The sequence below is a fragment of the Lentzea sp. NPDC037011 genome (assembly GCF_055607425.1).
Genome location: NZ_JBVJRT010000010.1, coordinates 199376 through 216303, shown reverse-complemented (window position 1 = coordinate 216303; position 16928 = coordinate 199376). Strand labels below are relative to the sequence as shown.

20 protein-coding genes are annotated in these 16928 nt (G+C 69.5%); 7 read left to right on the top strand and 13 right to left on the bottom strand.

Annotation, left to right across the window (positions count from 1 at the left end):
• Positions 1-6: 6 nt before the first annotated feature.
• The gene (gene dxr / locus ACZ7CH_RS29465; protein ID WP_360390893.1) at positions 7-1137 is read right to left on the bottom strand and encodes a 1-deoxy-D-xylulose-5-phosphate reductoisomerase; all 1131 of its coding nucleotides are present in this window, start codon (positions 1135-1137) and stop codon (positions 7-9) included.
• Positions 1138-1272: 135 nt separating this feature from the next.
• Here dxr and ACZ7CH_RS29460 point away from each other — a divergent pair, with 135 nt between their 5' ends.
• Positions 1273-1539 carry a GlsB/YeaQ/YmgE family stress response membrane protein gene (locus tag ACZ7CH_RS29460; RefSeq protein WP_360390895.1) on the top strand — a complete coding sequence of 89 codons (267 nt, stop codon included), beginning with the start codon at positions 1273-1275 and terminating at the stop codon, positions 1537-1539.
• 172 nt (positions 1540-1711) lie between these two features.
• Here the strand turns inward: ACZ7CH_RS29460 and ACZ7CH_RS29455 are convergent, their stop codons facing one another.
• From ACZ7CH_RS29455 to ACZ7CH_RS29440, 4 genes are all read right to left on the bottom strand, one after another.
• On the bottom strand, positions 1712-2362 hold the full coding sequence (locus ACZ7CH_RS29455) for a response regulator (RefSeq protein ID WP_470370761.1): 651 nt from the start codon (positions 2360-2362) through the stop codon (positions 1712-1714).
• Positions 2359-3963 carry a sensor histidine kinase gene (locus ACZ7CH_RS29450; RefSeq protein WP_470375433.1) on the bottom strand — a complete coding sequence of 535 codons (1605 nt, stop codon included), beginning with the start codon at positions 3961-3963 and terminating at the stop codon, positions 2359-2361. The genes ACZ7CH_RS29455 and ACZ7CH_RS29450 overlap by 4 nt, the downstream gene beginning before the upstream one ends.
• Positions 3964-4038: 75 nt before the next feature.
• Positions 4039-4845, bottom strand: a complete 807-nt coding sequence (locus ACZ7CH_RS29445; protein WP_360390903.1) for an ABC transporter permease — start codon at positions 4843-4845, stop codon at positions 4039-4041.
• Positions 4842-5681, bottom strand: coding sequence for an ABC transporter permease (locus ACZ7CH_RS29440; protein WP_360390905.1), 840 nt, complete (start codon positions 5679-5681; stop codon positions 4842-4844). The genes ACZ7CH_RS29445 and ACZ7CH_RS29440 overlap by 4 nt, the downstream gene beginning before the upstream one ends.
• 98 nt (positions 5682-5779) lie before the next feature.
• On the opposite strand from ACZ7CH_RS29440, the gene ACZ7CH_RS29435 reads away from it, so the two are divergent.
• On the top strand, positions 5780-6910 hold the full coding sequence (locus ACZ7CH_RS29435; RefSeq protein ID WP_470375432.1) for a cytochrome P450: 1131 nt from the start codon (positions 5780-5782) through the stop codon (positions 6908-6910).
• Here the strand turns inward: ACZ7CH_RS29435 and ACZ7CH_RS29430 are convergent.
• Both ACZ7CH_RS29430 and ACZ7CH_RS29425 read right to left on the bottom strand, forming a co-directional pair.
• The gene (locus ACZ7CH_RS29430; protein ID WP_470375431.1) at positions 6897-8036 is read right to left on the bottom strand and encodes an ABC transporter substrate-binding protein; all 1140 of its coding nucleotides are present in this window, start codon (positions 8034-8036) and stop codon (positions 6897-6899) included. The two genes, ACZ7CH_RS29435 and ACZ7CH_RS29430, sit on opposite strands and share 14 nt — an antisense overlap.
• Positions 8029-9168 carry an ABC transporter ATP-binding protein gene (locus tag ACZ7CH_RS29425; protein WP_360390914.1) on the bottom strand — a complete coding sequence of 380 codons (1140 nt, stop codon included), beginning with the start codon at positions 9166-9168 and terminating at the stop codon, positions 8029-8031. The genes ACZ7CH_RS29430 and ACZ7CH_RS29425 overlap by 8 nt, the downstream gene beginning before the upstream one ends.
• 155 nt (positions 9169-9323) lie before the next feature.
• Here ACZ7CH_RS29425 and ACZ7CH_RS29420 point away from each other — a divergent pair, with 155 nt between their 5' ends.
• Positions 9324-9581, top strand: coding sequence for a DUF2631 domain-containing protein (locus ACZ7CH_RS29420; RefSeq protein ID WP_360390916.1), 258 nt, complete (start codon positions 9324-9326; stop codon positions 9579-9581).
• Positions 9582-9588: 7 nt separating this feature from the next.
• Here the strand turns inward: ACZ7CH_RS29420 and ACZ7CH_RS29415 are convergent, their stop codons facing one another.
• The gene (locus ACZ7CH_RS29415; RefSeq protein WP_470375430.1) at positions 9589-10491 is read right to left on the bottom strand and encodes an NADP-dependent oxidoreductase; all 903 of its coding nucleotides are present in this window, start codon (positions 10489-10491) and stop codon (positions 9589-9591) included.
• A 103-nt stretch (positions 10492-10594) separates the two neighbouring features.
• On the opposite strand from ACZ7CH_RS29415, the gene ACZ7CH_RS29410 reads away from it, so the two are divergent.
• The gene (locus tag ACZ7CH_RS29410) at positions 10595-10957 is read left to right on the top strand and encodes a winged helix-turn-helix transcriptional regulator (protein WP_458434327.1); all 363 of its coding nucleotides are present in this window, start codon (positions 10595-10597) and stop codon (positions 10955-10957) included.
• A gap of 159 nt (positions 10958-11116) precedes the next feature.
• The gene (locus ACZ7CH_RS29405) at positions 11117-11608 is read left to right on the top strand and encodes a beta-class carbonic anhydrase (protein ID WP_360390923.1); all 492 of its coding nucleotides are present in this window, start codon (positions 11117-11119) and stop codon (positions 11606-11608) included.
• A gap of 103 nt (positions 11609-11711) precedes the next feature.
• Here the strand turns inward: ACZ7CH_RS29405 and ACZ7CH_RS29400 are convergent, their stop codons facing one another.
• The 3 genes from ACZ7CH_RS29400 to rlmN form a co-directional block, all read right to left on the bottom strand.
• Entirely contained in the window at positions 11712-12137 is a 426-nt protein-coding gene (locus ACZ7CH_RS29400; RefSeq protein WP_470375429.1) for a PIN domain-containing protein, read from the bottom strand.
• Positions 12134-12379, bottom strand: a complete 246-nt coding sequence (locus tag ACZ7CH_RS29395) for a FitA-like ribbon-helix-helix domain-containing protein (RefSeq protein WP_470370767.1) — start codon at positions 12377-12379, stop codon at positions 12134-12136. The genes ACZ7CH_RS29400 and ACZ7CH_RS29395 overlap by 4 nt, the downstream gene beginning before the upstream one ends.
• 78 nt (positions 12380-12457) lie before the next feature.
• Complete coding sequence (rlmN, locus tag ACZ7CH_RS29390) at positions 12458-13564, bottom strand: dual-specificity RNA methyltransferase RlmN (protein ID WP_360390929.1); 1107 nt, start codon at positions 13562-13564, stop codon at positions 12458-12460.
• Positions 13565-13749: 185 nt separating this feature from the next.
• Here rlmN and ACZ7CH_RS29385 point away from each other — a divergent pair, with 185 nt between their 5' ends.
• Positions 13750-14145: a PadR family transcriptional regulator gene (locus ACZ7CH_RS29385; RefSeq protein WP_470375428.1), complete on the top strand. Its 396-nt coding sequence runs from the start codon at positions 13750-13752 to the stop codon at positions 14143-14145.
• 1 nt (position 14146) lies between these two features.
• On the opposite strand, the gene ACZ7CH_RS29380 is transcribed toward ACZ7CH_RS29385, so the two are convergent.
• Both ACZ7CH_RS29380 and ACZ7CH_RS29375 read right to left on the bottom strand, forming a co-directional pair.
• A complete protein-coding gene (locus ACZ7CH_RS29380; protein WP_458430621.1) occupies positions 14147-15124 on the bottom strand; it encodes an aldo/keto reductase in 978 nt (325 codons plus the stop codon).
• A 147-nt stretch (positions 15125-15271) separates the two neighbouring features.
• Positions 15272-16015: a class I SAM-dependent methyltransferase gene (locus ACZ7CH_RS29375; RefSeq protein ID WP_470375427.1), complete on the bottom strand. Its 744-nt coding sequence runs from the start codon at positions 16013-16015 to the stop codon at positions 15272-15274.
• 94 nt (positions 16016-16109) lie between these two features.
• Between ACZ7CH_RS29375 and ACZ7CH_RS29370 the strand changes: the two genes are divergently transcribed.
• Positions 16110-16928, top strand: coding sequence for a VOC family protein (locus ACZ7CH_RS29370; protein ID WP_360390943.1), 819 nt, complete (start codon positions 16110-16112; stop codon positions 16926-16928).

The following is a 16928-nucleotide window of genomic DNA, read 5'->3' as shown; positions in this document are numbered from 1 at the left end:
TGACGTTCAGTTCCTTCCGACCAGCTCGCGGGCGCGTGCGCGTGCCCAGTCCTCGGCGGCGAGGACCTCCGCCACATCGGCGGGGTCACTCTGCCAGTCGCCCGCCTCGCCGACGACTTGGCCGATGGTGTCGACGATGGACAGGAACGACGTCGCACCCGCGACGAAAGCTGCGAGGGCCTCCTCGTTCGCTGCGTTGTAGATCGCGGGCAGACACCCGCCCGCACCGCCCGCCTGCCGCGCGAGCTCGACCGCCGGGAACGTGACGTCGTCCAGCGGCTCGAACGTCCACGAGGTGGCGTTGTCAAAGGTACAGGCGGGTGCGGCACCGGCCACGCGGTCGGGCCAACTGAGACCGAGCGAGATGGGAAGCCGCATGTCAGGCGGCGAGGCCTGCGCGAGTGTAGAGCCGTCTGTGAACGTCACCATCGAGTGAATCACCGACTGCGGGTGCACCACCACGTCGATGCGGTCGTAGGGCACCTTGAACAGCAGGTGCGCCTCGATCAGCTCCAGCCCCTTGTTGACGAGGTTCGCCGAGTTGATCGTGACGACCTGGCCCATCGACCACGTCGGGTGCGCCATCGCCTGCCCGACGCTGACGTCCGCGAGCTCGGCGCGGGTCTTCCCGCGGAACGGCCCGCCGGACGCCGTCAGCACCAGCTTGTGCACCTCGTGCGCCGCGCCACCGCGCAGGCACTGGGCCAGGGCCGAGTGCTCGGAGTCGACGGGGACGATCTGGTCCGGCTTGGCCGCCTTCAGCACGAGGGGCCCGCCCGCGATGAGCGACTCCTTGTTCGCGAGCGCCAGCGTCGCGCCGGACTCCAGCGCCTTCAGCGACGGCTCGAGCCCGCGCGACCCGTCCATCCCGTTGAGGACGACGTCCGCGGGGCACGCCTCGATCAGGTCGACCATGCTGGTCAACGTCTTGACACCGGGCACCTGGGCACCGCTGGCCACCGCCACGACGGGCACGCCGAACTCGGCTGCCTGCTCCGCGAGCAGGTCAAGCTGACGTCCACCCGCACCGAGCCCGACCACCCTGAACTGGTCGCGGTTGCGGCGGATGACGTCGAGCGCCTGGGTGCCGACGGAGCCGGTCGAGCCCAGGATCAGGACAGTGCGTGGAGTACTCATCGCCCCTCATTGTTCCGGAGAGTGCCTGAGAGCCCGGCACAGCCCGCTACTTTGATAACGGAGTGGTTTTGGAGGTGTGAAGTCGCCAGTTCGGGGGCATTCCGTCCGCGTCAGGCAGATGGAAGGAGACTTTCCGTGGGCATCCTTGGATGGATCGTGCTCGGCCTGTTGGCCGGAGCCATCGCGAAGGCCGTCATGCCGGGGAAGGACCCCGGCGGAATCATCATCACGATGCTGCTCGGCATCGTGGGCGCGATCCTCGGTGGATTCATCGGATCGGCGCTCTTCGGGACCGACCTCGGTACGTTCTTCGATCTGCGCACGTGGCTGCTCGCCATCGTCGGATCGTTGATCCTGCTCGGCATCTACCGCCTCGTGACGGGGCGACGAAGCCGCGTGTAGGCGCACATGACGTTTGGGGCCGTTCGGGTGACACCCGAACGGCCCCTTCGTGTTGTTTGGCGCTCGCTTCGCTCGCGCGGCGGGTTCGCCGGGAAGCTGGTCGCGAACCCGCAACCAGGCCGGACTCAGCCGCAATCGCTTGCGCCCGCTCGCGCGGCGTGCCGGGAGCGGACTATCCCGCCAGGCCCGCATCGCGTGCCAGCAGTGCCGCCTGCACCCGGTTCGTCAGCCCCAGCTTGGCCAGCAACCGCGACACGTACGTCTTCACCGTCGCCTCGGACATGTGCAGCTTGGCCCCGACGTCCGCGTTGGACATCCCCTGCCCCAGCAGCGCCAGCACCTCGACCTCGCGCTCGGTCAGCCCCGCGACGGCCTTCTGCGCCTCCTGCCGCTTCGGCTGCCCGGAGGTCGCGACCATGCCGACGACCCGTGACGTGACCATGGGTGACAGATAGGCCTCGCCGTTGTGCACCGCGCGCACGGCGCGCAACAGCTCCTCGGGCGCCGAGTCCTTCAAGAGGAACCCAGCCGCGCCGTCGGACAGCGCGCGCACGATGTTCTCGTCCTCGCCGAAGGTCGTGAGCATGACGACGCGCACGGACGGTGCCACGACGCGCAGTTCGCGCGCGCAGGCAAGGCCGTCCATGCGGGGCATGCGGATGTCGAGCACGGCCACGTCGACGCGGCGTTCGCGCACGATCTGCACGGCCTCGCGGCCGTCGCCGGCCTCCGCCACCAGCTCGATGTCGTCGGCGGTGCCGAGGATGGCCTTGATGCCCGCGCGCATCAACGGCTCGTCGTCGGCGATGAGCACCCGGATCATGGCTCGTTCCTCTGGACGTGGATCTTCTTCTCGACCAGCTTGCCGTCCTTGAAGCAGAAACGCACCACCCGGGTGCCCTTCGCGAGGTACGACTGCTCGTCGGTGATGTGGTAGACGCACCGGGAGCCGGGTGGCTCGGGGGTGGCCTGGGAGCGGCGTTCGCCGTCGCCGACCAGGGGTTCGTCACCCGCGGGCAGCAGGGCCATCACGTCGGGCTCCGGCTGGCCCACCGAGATGCTGTCGAGGGTCTGCTCCGACACGACCTCGGTGACCGGCTGCGCGCCGAGGTAGGTGAAGCCGCCGATGATGACGGACAGCACCAGGGACGCGCCCGCGATGGAGCCGATGCCGGCCCACTTGCGCAGGCGGCCGGGTGACTGGGTCTCCTCCTGCTCGTCCTCGGGGTCGTCGGGGAGCGGGGCTTCCTCGTACGGCAGCACGGCGGCGATGCGGAAGCCACCGGACGGTAGCGCGCCCACGTGCAAGATGCCGCCGGCAACGCGCACGCGTTCGCTGAGACCGATCAGGCCGACGCCCGGCTCACCGGTCGATGAACCGTTGCGGGACGGGTTGTTGCGCACCTCCACGACGAGTGCGTCCGGCTCGTACTTCACCGTCACCTGCACGGCCGCTCCAGGCGCGTGCTTGGCCGCGTTCGTGAGGCCTTCCTGTGCGACGCGATAGGCGGCGTGAGAGACACGGGACGGCAACGGGTGCGCTTGCCCGCCACGGACCAGGCTGACGAGCACGCCTGCCTTGCGCGCGTCGGCCACCAACGAGTCGATGGACTCCGCTGTGCGTGTCGCGGGGTCGTCGTCGGGGCCGTCTTCCGCGCGCAGCACCCCGATGATCGACCGCAGCTCGCCCATTCCGGTCAACGCCGCTGAGCGCAGCACGCCGATCGCCTCGCGCTGCTTCTCCCCCAGCGACGGGTCCAGCGCCAGCGCGCCGGCGTGCACGGAGATCAGCGACAGGCGGTGGCCGAGGCTGTCGTGCATGTCCTGGGCGATGCGGCTGCGTTCGCGCAGGCGCACCTGCCGCGACAGCAACCGGTGTTCGCCGCGCATCCGCGCCTCGCGGTCCTGCATGGCCTGCACGAGCGCCTCGCGCTGGGCGAGGTAGCGGCCGACGAGGAACGGCAGCGCCACGGCCACGCCGAAGATCGTGATCAGGATGAGCATGCCGTAGACGGGTTCGATCTCCAGCGGCCGTGCGTCCCAGTCCCACAGCAGCACCACGACGACGAACGTGATCGCCGTCGACACCACCGCCTTGACCCACGACTCGATCCGGCGGCCGGCCGTGTAGCTCAGCACCACCATCAGCGCCGCCCCGATGAACGGGATCGCCGCGGCCGCGATCATCACCGTCGCGGGCAGCGCGTGCCGCAGCGGCAGGAGCACCAGGTAGACGGCGAAGTAGGCGGCGAGCAGCCAGCCCGTCACCCGCTGCTCGGCCCACGGGCCGGGCCAGAGGTCCAGCAGGACGACGGCGACCGCGACGAGCACGTCCCCGGCGACCCGCACGGGCGTCAGCGCCCTGAACCGCGCCAGGTTGTCGGCGACGAACGCCTCGGCCCTGGCCCGCACAGCAGTAGTCACGCGGTCCAAGCTACGAGACGTCCCACCACCGCGCGGCACGCTGGAGTATCGGTTTCCCGCGACGAAAGTTGACCCTCAGACCAGCTGCGCGGTGGACCCGGCCCTCCGCGCCCGCCACGACGCGAGCACCACACCGATGATCAGCAGCAGGGCCGTGGCCGCCACCATCAACGTCGACAGCGCCACGACCTCCGGCGAGATGCCCCGCTTCGAGGCCTGCGCGTAGACGAACACCGGCAGCGTCGTCGACCCGACACCGGTCAGGTACGACGAGATCACCACGTCGTCGAACGACAGCAGGAACGCGAACGCCGCACCCGCCACCACCGCGGGCGCGACCAGCGGCAGCGTCACGGTCCGGAACGCCACGAACGGCGACGCCCCGAGGTCGGCCGCGGCCTCCTCCAGCCGGACGTCCATCCCGGACACCCGCGACCGCACCACGACGACGACGAAGCTGAGCGAGAACGCCACGTGCGCGAGCAGCAGCGCCCCGAACCCGAGCGGGATTCCGGCAAGCTTCACGAAGAACCCCAGCATCGCCACACCCATGACGACCTCGGGCACCACGAGCGGCAACGACAGCAAGACCGTCCACAGCCCACGACCGGGGAACGCGCGCCGCAACCCGAAGGCCGCCAACGTGCCGATGACCGTCGAGATCACCGCGGACGCCAACGCCAGCTGGAGCGTCAGCTGCAACGACTCCAACACGCGGGTGTCGCGGAACAGCTCCTCGTACCACCGCGTCGACACGCCGCTGATGCGCGACAACGACCGCGAGGAGTTGAACGACGCGATGGCGAGCCACACGATCGGCGCGTACAGGAACACGAACACGAGCAGAGCGACCGCACCGAGCGCCCACGGCCGACGGTTCACAGCACGTCCTCCCCACGCCGCCCGCGCAACACGAGCACGAGCACCACCAGCACGAGCAGCAGCACCGCCATCGCCGACCCCAGCGGCCAGTTGTTACCGCCGCGGAACTGGTCGTCGATCACCGACCCGAACGTCGACTGGTCGACCCCGCCGAGCAGCTTCGGCGTGACGAAGTCGCCCGCCGAGGGCACCAGGACCAGCAACGACCCGGCCAGCACGCCGGTGAGCACGCCCGGCAGCACGATCCGGAAGAACGTCGACACCCGCCCGTGCCCGAGGTCGTACGACGCCTCCACCAGCCGGAAGTCGAACCGCTCGCACGCCACGTAGAGCGGCAGCACCATGAACGGCAGGAACCCGTAGGTGAGCCCGAGGACCACCGCGCCGTGCGTGAGCAGGAAGCCGCCGTCGCGGTCGAGCCCCACCCAGCCGAGCACGGTGTTGACCAGGCCCTCCCCGTCGAGCAGCGCCTTCCACGCGTAGATCCGCGCGAGGTAGCTCGACCAGAACGGGATCAGCACCGCCGCCAGCAACGCCGTCCGGTACCGGCCGCCGTGCCGCGCGATGAACCACGCCAGCGGGAACCCGAGCAGCAGGCACGCGACCGTCGTCGCCACCGCGTAGACCAGCGTCCGCCCGAAGATCGGCAGGAACGCCGGGTCCAGCGCCGTCAGGTAGGCCTGCGTCGTCCACGGCAGCACCGCGCGGGCCACGCCGGTGTCCCGCGTCGCGAAGCTGAACTGGACGACGAGCGCGAGCGGTGCGATCAGGAAAATTCCCAGCCACAGCCCGGTGGGCGTGAGCAGGGCGTTGGCCTTCAGCCAGCGTCGGAGCACGAGCGCACATCCTGCCACGTGCCCGCTCCCGTACCGTGGTGGTCAAGGTTGTCGGCAGGACCACATGCCGCAGTCGCTTCCCGGCAAGGGGGTAAGCGGTGCTGGAGCAGCTGAACGGCCATGAAGACCCGCATCCGATCTACGAACGGATCCGCGCACGGGGACCGCTGACGCGCGACGGCGGCCTGTGGACCACGACCAGCCACTCGCTGGTGAACAAGATCCTGCGCGACCGCCGCTTCGGCGTGCGATACGCCAACGGCACCTATCCGGGCACGCCGAACGTGCTGTCCGGGTCGTTCCTGGAGCTGGACCCGCCCGACCACACCCGGTTGCGCAGGCTGGCCGCGCCCGCGTTCAGCCCGAAGAAGATCGACGGGTACCGGCCGCGGGTCGAGGAGGTCGCCGGCGCGCTGCTCGACCGGGCCGATACCGAGTTCGACCTGATGAGCGACTTCGCGCAACCGCTGCCGATCGCCGTGATCAGCGAGCTGCTCGGCATCCCGGACGCCGACACCGGCGACTTCGCGCACTACGGCCGCCTCGTCGCGGAGTCGTTCGACGGCAGGGTCTCCCCCGAGAAGGACAAGGCCGACGACCGGGTCTTCGCGTTGTTCGAGCGGCTCATCGCCGAACGCAGGACGCGGCCCGGCGACGACGTGATCAGCTCGCTCGTGGCCGCGGAGGCGGAGCAGGAGCTCACCGTGCCGGAGTTGCTGAGCACGCTGGTGCTGTTGCTCATCGCGGGCTTCGAGACGACGGTCAACCTGATCGGCAACGGCGTGCGCGCGTTGCTCGACCACCCGGCGCAGTGGGCGTTCTTCACAGCGCACCCCGGCATCGCGCCCGACGTGGTCGAGGAGACGCTGCGCTGGGCGCCGCCCGTGCAGTTCACCACCCGGCTCGCGCACGAGCCGGTCACGTTGCTGGGTGAGGAGATCGGCGTGGACGAGGGCGTCCACCTGCTCCTCGCCGCCGCGAACCGGGACCCGCGGGTCTACCCGGAGCCGCACCGCTTCGACGTGATGCGGGTGCAGCAGCCGGAGCACCTGGCGTTCTCCAGCGGCCTCCACTACTGCCTGGGCGCGGCGCTCGCGCGGCTGGAGGGCGAGGTCGCGTTCCGCGCGATCGCGCGTGCGGCGCCGGACCTGCGGCTGGCGGGTCCGGCGACGTTCCGCGAGTCGGTGCTGATCAGGGGGATGCTGAGCCAGCCGGTCAGCCGGTCTTGACCTTCGTCCAGGCGTCGGCGTACCGCGCCTCGACGTCACCACCGAGGTCCTTGGTGAACGGCAGCTTCTTCAGCTGCTCCTCCGACGGGTAGACCAGCGGGTCGTCCAGCAGCTCCTTGTCGATCAACGGCTTGGCGGCCGCGTTCGGGCTGCCGTAGCGCACGGCGTTGGACAGCGCGGCGCCGGTCTCGGCACCGAGGATGTAGTCGATGAACCGGTGCGCGTTCTCGGCGTGCGGCGCGTCCTTCGGGATGACCAGCAGGTCCACGTAGGACAGTCCGCCCTCGGACGGGATGGCGTACGCCACGTCCTCGCTGGTCTCACGCGCCTGGAACGCGTCACCGGAGTAGGCCTGCGCCAGCCGCACCTGGCCGGAGGTGAGCGGCTCGATCACGTCGGAGGTGATCTGGCCGAGCTTCTTCTTCAACGACAGCAGGAAGTTCGCCGCGTCGTCGATCTGCTTCGCGTCGGTGGTGTTCGGGTCGTGACCGAGCTTGAGGAGGCCCAGCGCCATGCCGTCGCGCGCTTCGTCGAGGATCGTGCTGCGGCCCTGCGCGTTCGGCAGGTCGTAGGCGGAGAACCCGGTGACGTCGCCGCCGATCTGCGACTTCGAGTACGCGAGACCGGTCGTGCCCCACGCCCACGGCACCGAGTACCTGTTGCCGGCGTCGTAGTCGGCCTCGACGAACCGCTTCTCCAGGTTCTTCAGGTTCGGCAGCGACGAGTGGTCCAGCGGCTGCAGCAGGCCCGAGCGCAGGAACCGGCGCAGGAAGTTGTCCGACGGCACCACCAGGTCGTAGCCCGCGGAGCCGGAAGCGATCTTGGCTTCCATCTCGTCGTTGGTGGAGAAGTTGTCGTAGGTGACCTGGATGCCGGTCGCGGTCTGGAAGCCCGGCAGGGTGTCCTTCGCGATGTAGTCGGTCCAGTTGTAGAAGTTGAGCTTGAGCTCGTCCTTCAGGTTCTTGGCCTTCGCCGCGGCCGAGGTGGCACCGCCGGTCGTCGGCGCCTCACCGACACCGCAGGCGGCCAGCGCGAAGAACGTCATCGAGCCCAGCATCGTGCGCCGGGTCACCCGCGCTGAGTCGTTGTCCCACAGACGGGCGATCCGGACGTTCTTGTCAGTCATCAGCCTTCTCCAGCAGCACGGTGAACTCGGGGTCCCACGCCATCCGCACCGGTTGTCCCGGCGCGCCCGCGTCGTCGATGCGCTGGGCGTTCTGCACGAACGCCACCAGCTCTCCCACCGGGGTGTCCACGACGAACTGGGTCGACACGCCCGTGTAGACGACGTCGTGCACCACGCCCTGGAGCACGCACCAGCCCGTGGGCGGTTCCGCGGTCTCGTTGAACAGGTGCACCTTCTCCGGGCGCACGGTCGCGGCGACCTTCTGCCCGTGGGCGGCGCTGCCGGTCAGCCGCGCGCGCAACCGGGTGGCGCCGGGAGCGGTCAGCTCGGCGAAGCCGCCGTCCACTCCGGACACCTCGGCGTCCAGGATGTTGGACGTGCCGATGAACCCGGCGACGAACCGGGTGGCGGGGCGTTCGTAGACGTCCTCGGGGTAGCCGACCTGCTCGATCTTGCCGGCGTTCATCACGGCGATGCGGTGCGAGAGGACCAGCGCCTCCTCCTGGTCGTGCGTGACGTAGAGGAACGTCGTGCCGACCTCGCGCTGGATGCGCATCAGCTCGATCTGCAGCTCCTTGCGCAGCTTCGCGTCGAGCGCGCCGAGCGGTTCGTCGAGCAGGAGCAGCTGCGGACCGGCCGCCAGCGCCCGCGCGATGGCGACGCGCTGCTGCTGGCCGCCGGAGAGCTGGGCGGGCCTGCGCTGCGCGAACTGCGACAGCCGCACGAGCTCCAGGTGCTCGCCGACGCGCTTGCGCAGCTCCTCGCCGCGCAGCTTCTTGCGCTTGAGGCCGTAGGCGACGTTGTCCCACACGGACATGTGCGGGAACAGCGCGTACGACTGGAAGACGGTGTTGACGTCCCGCCGGTACGGGGGGACGCCCACCATGTCGTTGCCGTCGAGCTCGATGCGGCCCTCGTCCGGGTCGACGAATCCGGCGATCATGCGCAGCACCGTGGTCTTGCCGCAGCCGGACGGGCCGAGCACGGAGAAGAACTCGCCCTCGTGGACGTCGAGCGAGATCCCGTCGACCGCCACCTGGTCGGAGAAGCGCTTGCGCACCCCGTGCAGGCCGATCTCGACGGGGGCGGACGTGTCCGGGGTGGAGCCCTCGGCGGGGGAGAAGCCGGTCAAGTCGGTGGCGCCTTCGCAGGGTGGGACGGGTGGGCCGCGCTAACGGTAACGGTGCACGACCCCGCTGATAAGGCGTGCGCGCGCGACCTCACACATCCGCGCGCGTCCCCGTGTGCGACGATGACCAGGTAACCGGATGAGCAGTGGAGGAAACCGTGGCTTCGTCCTCGGAACTGGACAAGCGTCCTGCCGTCGACCCTCACGAGGAGCCGTCGCACGAGTGGGGCTGGCACGGCACGCTGCCCAAGGGCACCCGGATCGCCGGCTGGCTCTCCGCGATCTTCTGCTTCCTGATGCTGATCGGCAACCACCACGGTCGCATCGAGAACATCTACCTCGTCGCCACCGGCGTGGTGATCATCGCCCTGCTGGTGTGGGACATGGCGCGCCGCAAGACGTCCTGGCGGCGCTAGTCCCCCGTCAGACCTCCAGCACGAGCTTGCCCCGGGTGCGACCCTTCTCGCCCAGGGCATGCGCTTGTCCGGCCTCCTCCAGCGGGAACGTCGCGTCGACGTGCACCCGCAGCGCACCGGACTCGACCAGCGCGGTGATCGCCTCCAGGCCCGCGCGGTCCGGCTCGACGAGGATCGGGCTGGTCCTGATGTCGTCGCGGTGGCCGACGGCGACCCCCGACGGCACGCCGACGAAGAGCCCACCGGGCTTGACCGGTGCCGACGAGCTGCCGCCGACCAGGTCGACGAGCACGTCGACGTCGCGGCCCCCGTACTCGGCGACCGTGTAGTCGACCACCTCGTCCACGCCGAGGTCCTTCAGGAACGCGTGCTTCTGCGCCCGTGCCGTCCCGATCACGTGCGCGCTGCGGGCCTTCGCGATCTGCACCGCGAGGTGCCCCACTCCCCCGGCCGCCGCGGTGACCAGCACCTTCTGCCCCGGCTGGACGTCGGCGGTGTCGGCCAGGACCTGCCACGCGGTGAGCGCGGCGAGCGGCAGCGCGGCCGCCTCGACGTGGGTGAGGCCCTGCGGCTTGCGCGCGAAGTGGCGCGACGGGGCGGTGACGTACTCGGCGTAGCCGCTCGCGGCGTGCGGGAAGCGCGGCATGCCGTAGACCTCGTCACCGGGCTTGAGGGTCGTGACGCCGAAGCCGACCTCCTCGACCACGCCGGACACGTCCCAGCCCAGCACGAGCGGAAACGTCTGCAACCCGGCCATGCCACCGCCGGCGCGGGTCTTCCAGTCGACCGGGTTGATGCCGACCGCGTGCACCCTGACCAGCACCTCCGTCGGAACGGGCGTGGGCTTGGGCAGGTCGATGAGGGTCAGGACCTCTGGTCCGCCGAACTCGGTCTGGCTGATCGCTCGCATGTGCACAAGCTTGCGTGACCTGGTCACCGTTCGCAATCAGGCACTAGTTTGTGCACTAGGTACCTGGTAGAAACTATCCGTGATCAGGAACGTTTACTCGAAGATGTGCCCGTGCCGCGACCTGCTGGACATGGTCGCGTCGAAGTGGACGGCTCTGGCGATCGGCGCGATGGAGAACGGGCCGGTGCGCTTCGGCGAGATGAAGCGCGAACTGGAGGGCATCAGCCAGAAGATGCTCACGCAGACGTTGCGCGCGCTCGAACGCGACGGGCTCGTCACGCGCACGGTGTACCCCACGGTGCCGTTGCGCGTGGAGTACGAGCTCACCGAACTGGGCCGCAGCGTGATCGAACCGCTCGCGGCGCTGCGGGTGTGGGCGCAGCAGAACTACGACTCGGTCGCCGAGGCGCGCGAGACGTTCGACAACACCGCGCCCGTCGGCCTGGAGCCCGCCACCACCCGTTGAGGGGTCAGCAGCCGTCGCGTCCGCGAGGTGGTCTGTCCCCGACCTGATCGGTCTCCGCTCTTTCTGCTGCGGAGCCATTCCCAGCCCATGGGCACTGTTGCAGGTATGCGCATGCGGCAGTTGGCTCATCGACATACGTCCAGGTGAAAGGACCAGATCATGTCGGTGACCGACGAGTTGCTCGCCCACAACGCCACCTACGCCGCCCAGTTCTCCGGCCCTCTGCCCCTACCGCCCTCGAAGCAGGTCGCCGTGGTGGCGTGCATGGACGCGCGCCTCGACGTCTACCGCGTGCTCGGGCTGAACGAGGGCGAGGCGCACGTGATCCGCAACGCCGGCGGCGTCGTGACCGAGGACGAGATCCGCTCGCTCGCGATCAGCCAGCGGCTGCTCGGGACGAGGGAGATCATCCTCATCCACCACACCGACTGCGGCATGCTGACGTTCACCGACGACGACTTCAAGCGCTCGATCCAGCAGGACGTCGGCGTGAAGCCGCCCTGGGCCGCCGAGGCGTTCGCCGACCTGGAGGAGGACGTCCGCCAGTCGATCGCGCGCATCACCGGCAACCCGTTCGTGCCGGTCAAGGACTCCGTACGAGGCTTCGTGTTCGACGTGGCCACCGGGGCCTTGACCGAGGTGGAACCGTAGACCTCCGACGCTGCCGGCCAGGCCCTGGCCGAGACCTCGGTCCGGGCCGAGCGGCGTGCGGGCCGCAGGCCGCGGCGATCTCCTGCCCGCGTGTCTCGCACGGTCAGTCGGCGTCGCGCCACGGGTTCAGCAAGGTGATCCCCGTGTCTGCGAAGTCCTCGATGTTGCGGGTGGCCAAGCACGCCGCGAAGCGGCGGCAGATCGCGGCGATCTGCGCATCCGCCATGCTGATCGGGGAGCCTTGTTCCTCGCGTTCCGCTGCGATCTCGCCGTAGTACGTGGCCGCCACGCCGTCGAACGGCAGGATCTGCCCCTGGAAATCCTCAGCCAGGAGTTCTGAGACCTTGACCGCGAGCGCGGATTTACGTTGACCGTCCGGCATTCGCTCAACGCCGTACGCGAGCTCGGCAGCTGTGACGGCGGTGATGAAGACTTCGTCGGCCGGGTACCGATCCACCCAGCGGACCACCTCGTCGTTCGGAACCTGCCGCATGAGTTCGGAAACGACGTTGGTGTCAAGAACGATCACTCGGGAAACTCCGCCGCTCGCGCCGACTCAGCACGCTGGGGCAGTTCGAACGAGACTTCATCGATATCGGTGAAGCGTTGCCGAATCCTCGTTCCCATACCAGGCCCCGAGTCGGACTTGGTCAACACAGCGGCGAGGATCGCACGCACCTCAGCTTCCATCGATCGGCCGTGTTCAGCCGCACGAATTCTCAGCTTCGCCTTCAGGCTCTCGTCGAAGTCACGGATCGTGAGGACCGCCATGACCCACCTCCAATGCTGTCATTGCAGTCAATGCTAGCACTCAAAGGCTCGTAGTTGCGGTCATGCCCGCCCGACAGGTCAGCCTTCAGCGGCGAGCTGACCGCAGGCCGCCGCGATCTCCTGCCCGCGCGTGTCCCGCACGGTGCACTCGACACCCTGCTCCCGCACCCGCCGCACGAACTCCCGTTCAACCGGCTTCGGCGACGCGTCCCACTTCGAGCCCGGCGTCGGGTTCAGCGGGATCAGGTTCACGTGCACGAGCTGCCCGAGGTGCTTGCGCAGCTTCTTGCCGAGCAGGTCGGCCCGCCAGCCCTGGTCGTTGATGTCGCGGATCAGCGCGTACTCGATGCTGACCCGGCGCCCGGTCTGGTCGGCGTACCCGCGGGCCGCCTCCAGGACCTCGGCCACGTCCCAGCGGGTGTTGACCGGCACCAGCGTGTTGCGCAGCTCGTCGTCCGGCGTGTGCAGCGACACCGCAAGCCTGACCTGCAGCTTCTCCTCGGTCAGCTTCTTGATCGCGGGCACCAGTCCGACCGTCGACACGGTGACGGTGCGCTGCGAGATGCCCAGCCCGTCCGGCGCCGGCGCGGTGATGCGGTGCACGGCCTCGATCACGCGCTTGTAGTTCGCGAGCGGCTCGCCCATGCCCATGAAGACGATGTTCGACAGCCGGCCGGGCCCACCGGGCAGCTCGCCGTCGCGCATCGCCGCGGCACCCAGGCGCACCTGGTCCACGATCTCCGCGGTCGACAGGTTGCGCTGCAGACCGCCCTGACCGGTCGCGCAGAACGGGCAGGCCATGCCGCAGCCGGCCTGCGAGGAGATGCACAGCGTCGCGCGGTCCGGGTAGCGCATGAGGACGCTCTCGATGAGCGTGCCGTCGTGTGCGCGCAGGAGCGTCTTCGCGGTCGTGCCTTCGTCGGTGGTGACCTTGCGGACGACCGTGAACAGCGGCGGCATCAGGTCGGCGACGAGCTTGTCGCGCGTGGCGGCCGGGATGTCGGTCATCTCGGCCGGGTCCACGGTCAGGCGGCTGAAGTAGTGGTTCGACAGCTGCTTGGCGCGGAACGGCTTCTCACCGAGGGCGGACACCGCCTCGGCGCGTTGCGCGGGCGTGAGGTCGACCAGGTGGCGCGGCGGCAGGCCGCGCTTGGGCGCGTCGAAGACGAGGGGAAGCGAGGTCATAGCACATCCAGTGTCCCACGAACTTCGCCAACACAAGACCGTTGCATCGCGATAGCTTCCGATATATCGTTAACGGCATGATGATGAGACCACACCACAGGAACCGCGTTCACAGGCACCGCCACGGCCCGTTCGGGGGCGGCGGCAGGGGCGGTCGCCAACGGCGCGGCAACGTCCGTGCGGCTGTGCTGTCCCTGCTGGCAGAACGCCCGATGCACGGCTACGAGATCATCCAGGAGATCGCCCGGCGCACCGGCGGCGGCTGGAGCCCGAGCCCCGGCTCGGTCTACCCGACGCTGCAGATGCTGGCCGACGAGGGCCTGATCTCCTCCGCAGAAGAAGGAGGCAAGAAGCTGTTCACCCTCACCGAGCACGGCAGGACGGAGCACACGGCCCCGCCCTGGCGCGACATCAACTTCCAGCTCGACCCGGTCGACGGCGAGCTGAGGTCGTCCATCCGGCTCCTCGGCAGCGCTATGGAGCAGATCTCCCACGCCGGCACGCCCGAGCAGAAGGCCCGTGCCGTCGAGCTCTACAACGAGCTGCGGCGCAAGCTCTACGCCATCCTCGCCGAGGAGTGACCTACCACCGGTCGTGCACGTGCGGCCTGATCAGCTCGTCGTACACCGCTTCGACCGCCTTCTGGTCCACTCCGGTCAACTCAGCCGCCGCCGCGTTGGACCGCGCCTGCTCCACGTTGCGCGCACCGGGGATCACCACCGTGACACCGGCCTGGTCCACGATCCACCGCAGCGCGAACTGCGCCATGGACGCGCCCTCGGGCACCAGCGGCCGGAGCCGTTCCACGGCCTCCAGCCCCACCTCGAACGGCACCCCGGAGAAGGTCTCGCCGACGTCGAACGCCTCACCGTTGCGGTTGTAGTTGCGGTGGTCGTCCGCGCCGAACTGCGTGTCCTTGCTGTACTTGCCGGACAACAACCCGGAGGCCAGCGGCACCCGCGCGATGATCGCGACCCCCGCCTCGGCCGCCCTGGGCAGCACCTCTTCGAGCGGCTTGAGCCGGAACGCGTTCAGGATGATCTGCACGCTGGCCACGTTCGGCCGCTTGATCGCCTCGAGCGCTTCCTCGACCTTCTCCACCGACACGCCGTAAGCAGCGATCCGCTGCTGCTCCACCATCTCGTCGAGCGTGTCGTACACCTCGTCCCGGCTGTACACCGGCGTCGGCGGGCAGTGCAGCTGCACCAGGTCGAGCGTGTCCACCCCGAGGTTGCGGCGGCTCCGGTCGTTCCACGCGAGGAAGTTCTCGCGGTTGTACCCCTCCGTGGTCTGCGCCGGCAGCCGCCGCCCCATCTTGGTGGCCACGAAGACGCCGTCGTCCTTGCGCTCCTTGAGGAACCGCCCGACGAGCGTCTCGCTGCGCCCGTCGCCGTACACGTCCGCGGTGTCGAAGAAGTCGACCCCCGTGTCGGCGGCGGCGTGCAGCAGCGCGAGCGCCTCGCTCTCGTCCACCTCGCCCCAGTCGGCGCCGAGCTGCCAGCACCCCAGCCCGACGACGCCGACCTGGCGGTTCAACCTGCCTGCGTTTCGCTTCTCCACGAACCGAAGCCTAGTCCGGATCCGGCGGCTGCCTCGTGTACTCCGTCGGCGGAGCGTCTCCCCGGCGCTCCCGCCAAACCCAGAGCCAGCCGCATGTGGGGCAGTGGATGATCTGATCGTGTGAGCTGGGGAGCCACGCTCCCCAGCTCACACGATCAGCCCGGTCGGCTTGCGCCGCACGTGCAGCCGATACCCCACCGGAAAGCTCAATCCCTCAACGGACGCGATCGCCCGCTCGGCCACCCCGGCGGAGAACTCGATGCGCAACACCGACTCCAAGGCCTCGCGCGACTCGAACCGCCACTCGGCGACGACCCGGCGCAACGAGAACCCGTTGTCCGTGAAGAACTTCTCCACGGCGGCCGGGTCGTACCGCGGCTCGTCCGCGCACAACCACGGCCCGTACGGCGCGGCGGACCCGTCGAGGTCGACGATCGCGATTGCGCCACCCGGCCGCAGCACGCGGTCCGCCTCCCGCAGCCCCGGTTCACATCCGGGACCGAAGAAGTACGCCGTCCGCGCGTGCACCAGGTCGGCCGAGGCGTCGTCGAGCGGCAACCGCTGGGCCGGCCCGGACACGACGCGGGCGTTCGGCAGCCCGGCCACCCGTCGGCCGGCCCGCGCGACGAGCGGCGGGTGGGGTTCCACGCCCACGACCGAACGCGCGGACGCGGCGAAGATCGGCAGGTGGAAACCGTCACCGCAACCGACGTCGACCACGTCGGCCGAGTCGAACGGGCACTCCTCGCGCAGGGCGGCCCAGATCGCGCCGTGCACGTCCTGCGCGCGGTTCTCCACCTCGTAGACCTCGGGCCAATGCCAGATGTTCGGGCTCGGCACCACGTCCACCGGGCGCACCGCCGCCAGCGCCGCCCGCACGAATCCCCTCACGCAGCCACTGTAAGACCTCTATTTGCCGGTGACCGTACGAATTCGTCCACTTACGGCGTAGCGTGACCGCATTCCTTCCCTGCAGGAGGCGGCAGTGTCGATCGCGCCCAACACACCCCAGCTCGCGCCTTTACTCGGAGGCAGCCCGTGCTGGGTCGAACGCTCCGTCGACGACCTCCGGGCGACGATCGAGTTCTACACCGGACTGTTCGGCTGGCACTACGCCGACGACAACGGCTGCACGGTGGCGATGGTCGACGGCGTCCCCGTCGCCGGCTTACCGCAGGGTGAACCGGAGCCGTGGCGGTTGTACCTGGTCACGCCGCACGCGCGGGCCACAGCGGAGAAGGCCCTCCTGCTCGGCGGCTCGGTGCTGCGCGACCCCGAGGACGGGGCCGACCACACCCAGAGCGCCGTGATCAGCGACCCGACCGGCGCCGTCGTCGGGTTCCGGCACGTACCGGAGGACTGGCGGTTCGGCATGAACGGGCACGGCGCCTACGCGTGGGCCGAGCTCAACACCCGCGACGGCGCGGCGGCCGACGAGTTCTTCGGCGAGCTGTGCGGCTTCGACATCACGCAGATCGGCGACGGGCAACGGCTGGACTACGCGTCGTGGTCCATCGAGGGCGTCGAGGTCTTCGGCCGGCAGAAGATGGGCCGCGAGTTCCCCTACGGCGAGCGTTCGCACTGGATGGTGTACTTCAACGCCGCGCCGGAGATCGGCACGGACTCCGTGGCCTACCGCGTGCTGGAGCTCGGCGGACGGGTCACCGTGGAGCCTTACGACACGCCGTTCGGGCGCATCACCGTGGTCGAGGACCACGCGGGAATGGCGTTCTCCGTGATCGACCCGTCCCGCGTCGTCGAGGCCGAGCCGCGCACCGCGGTGGACGACCCGTTCGACGACTAG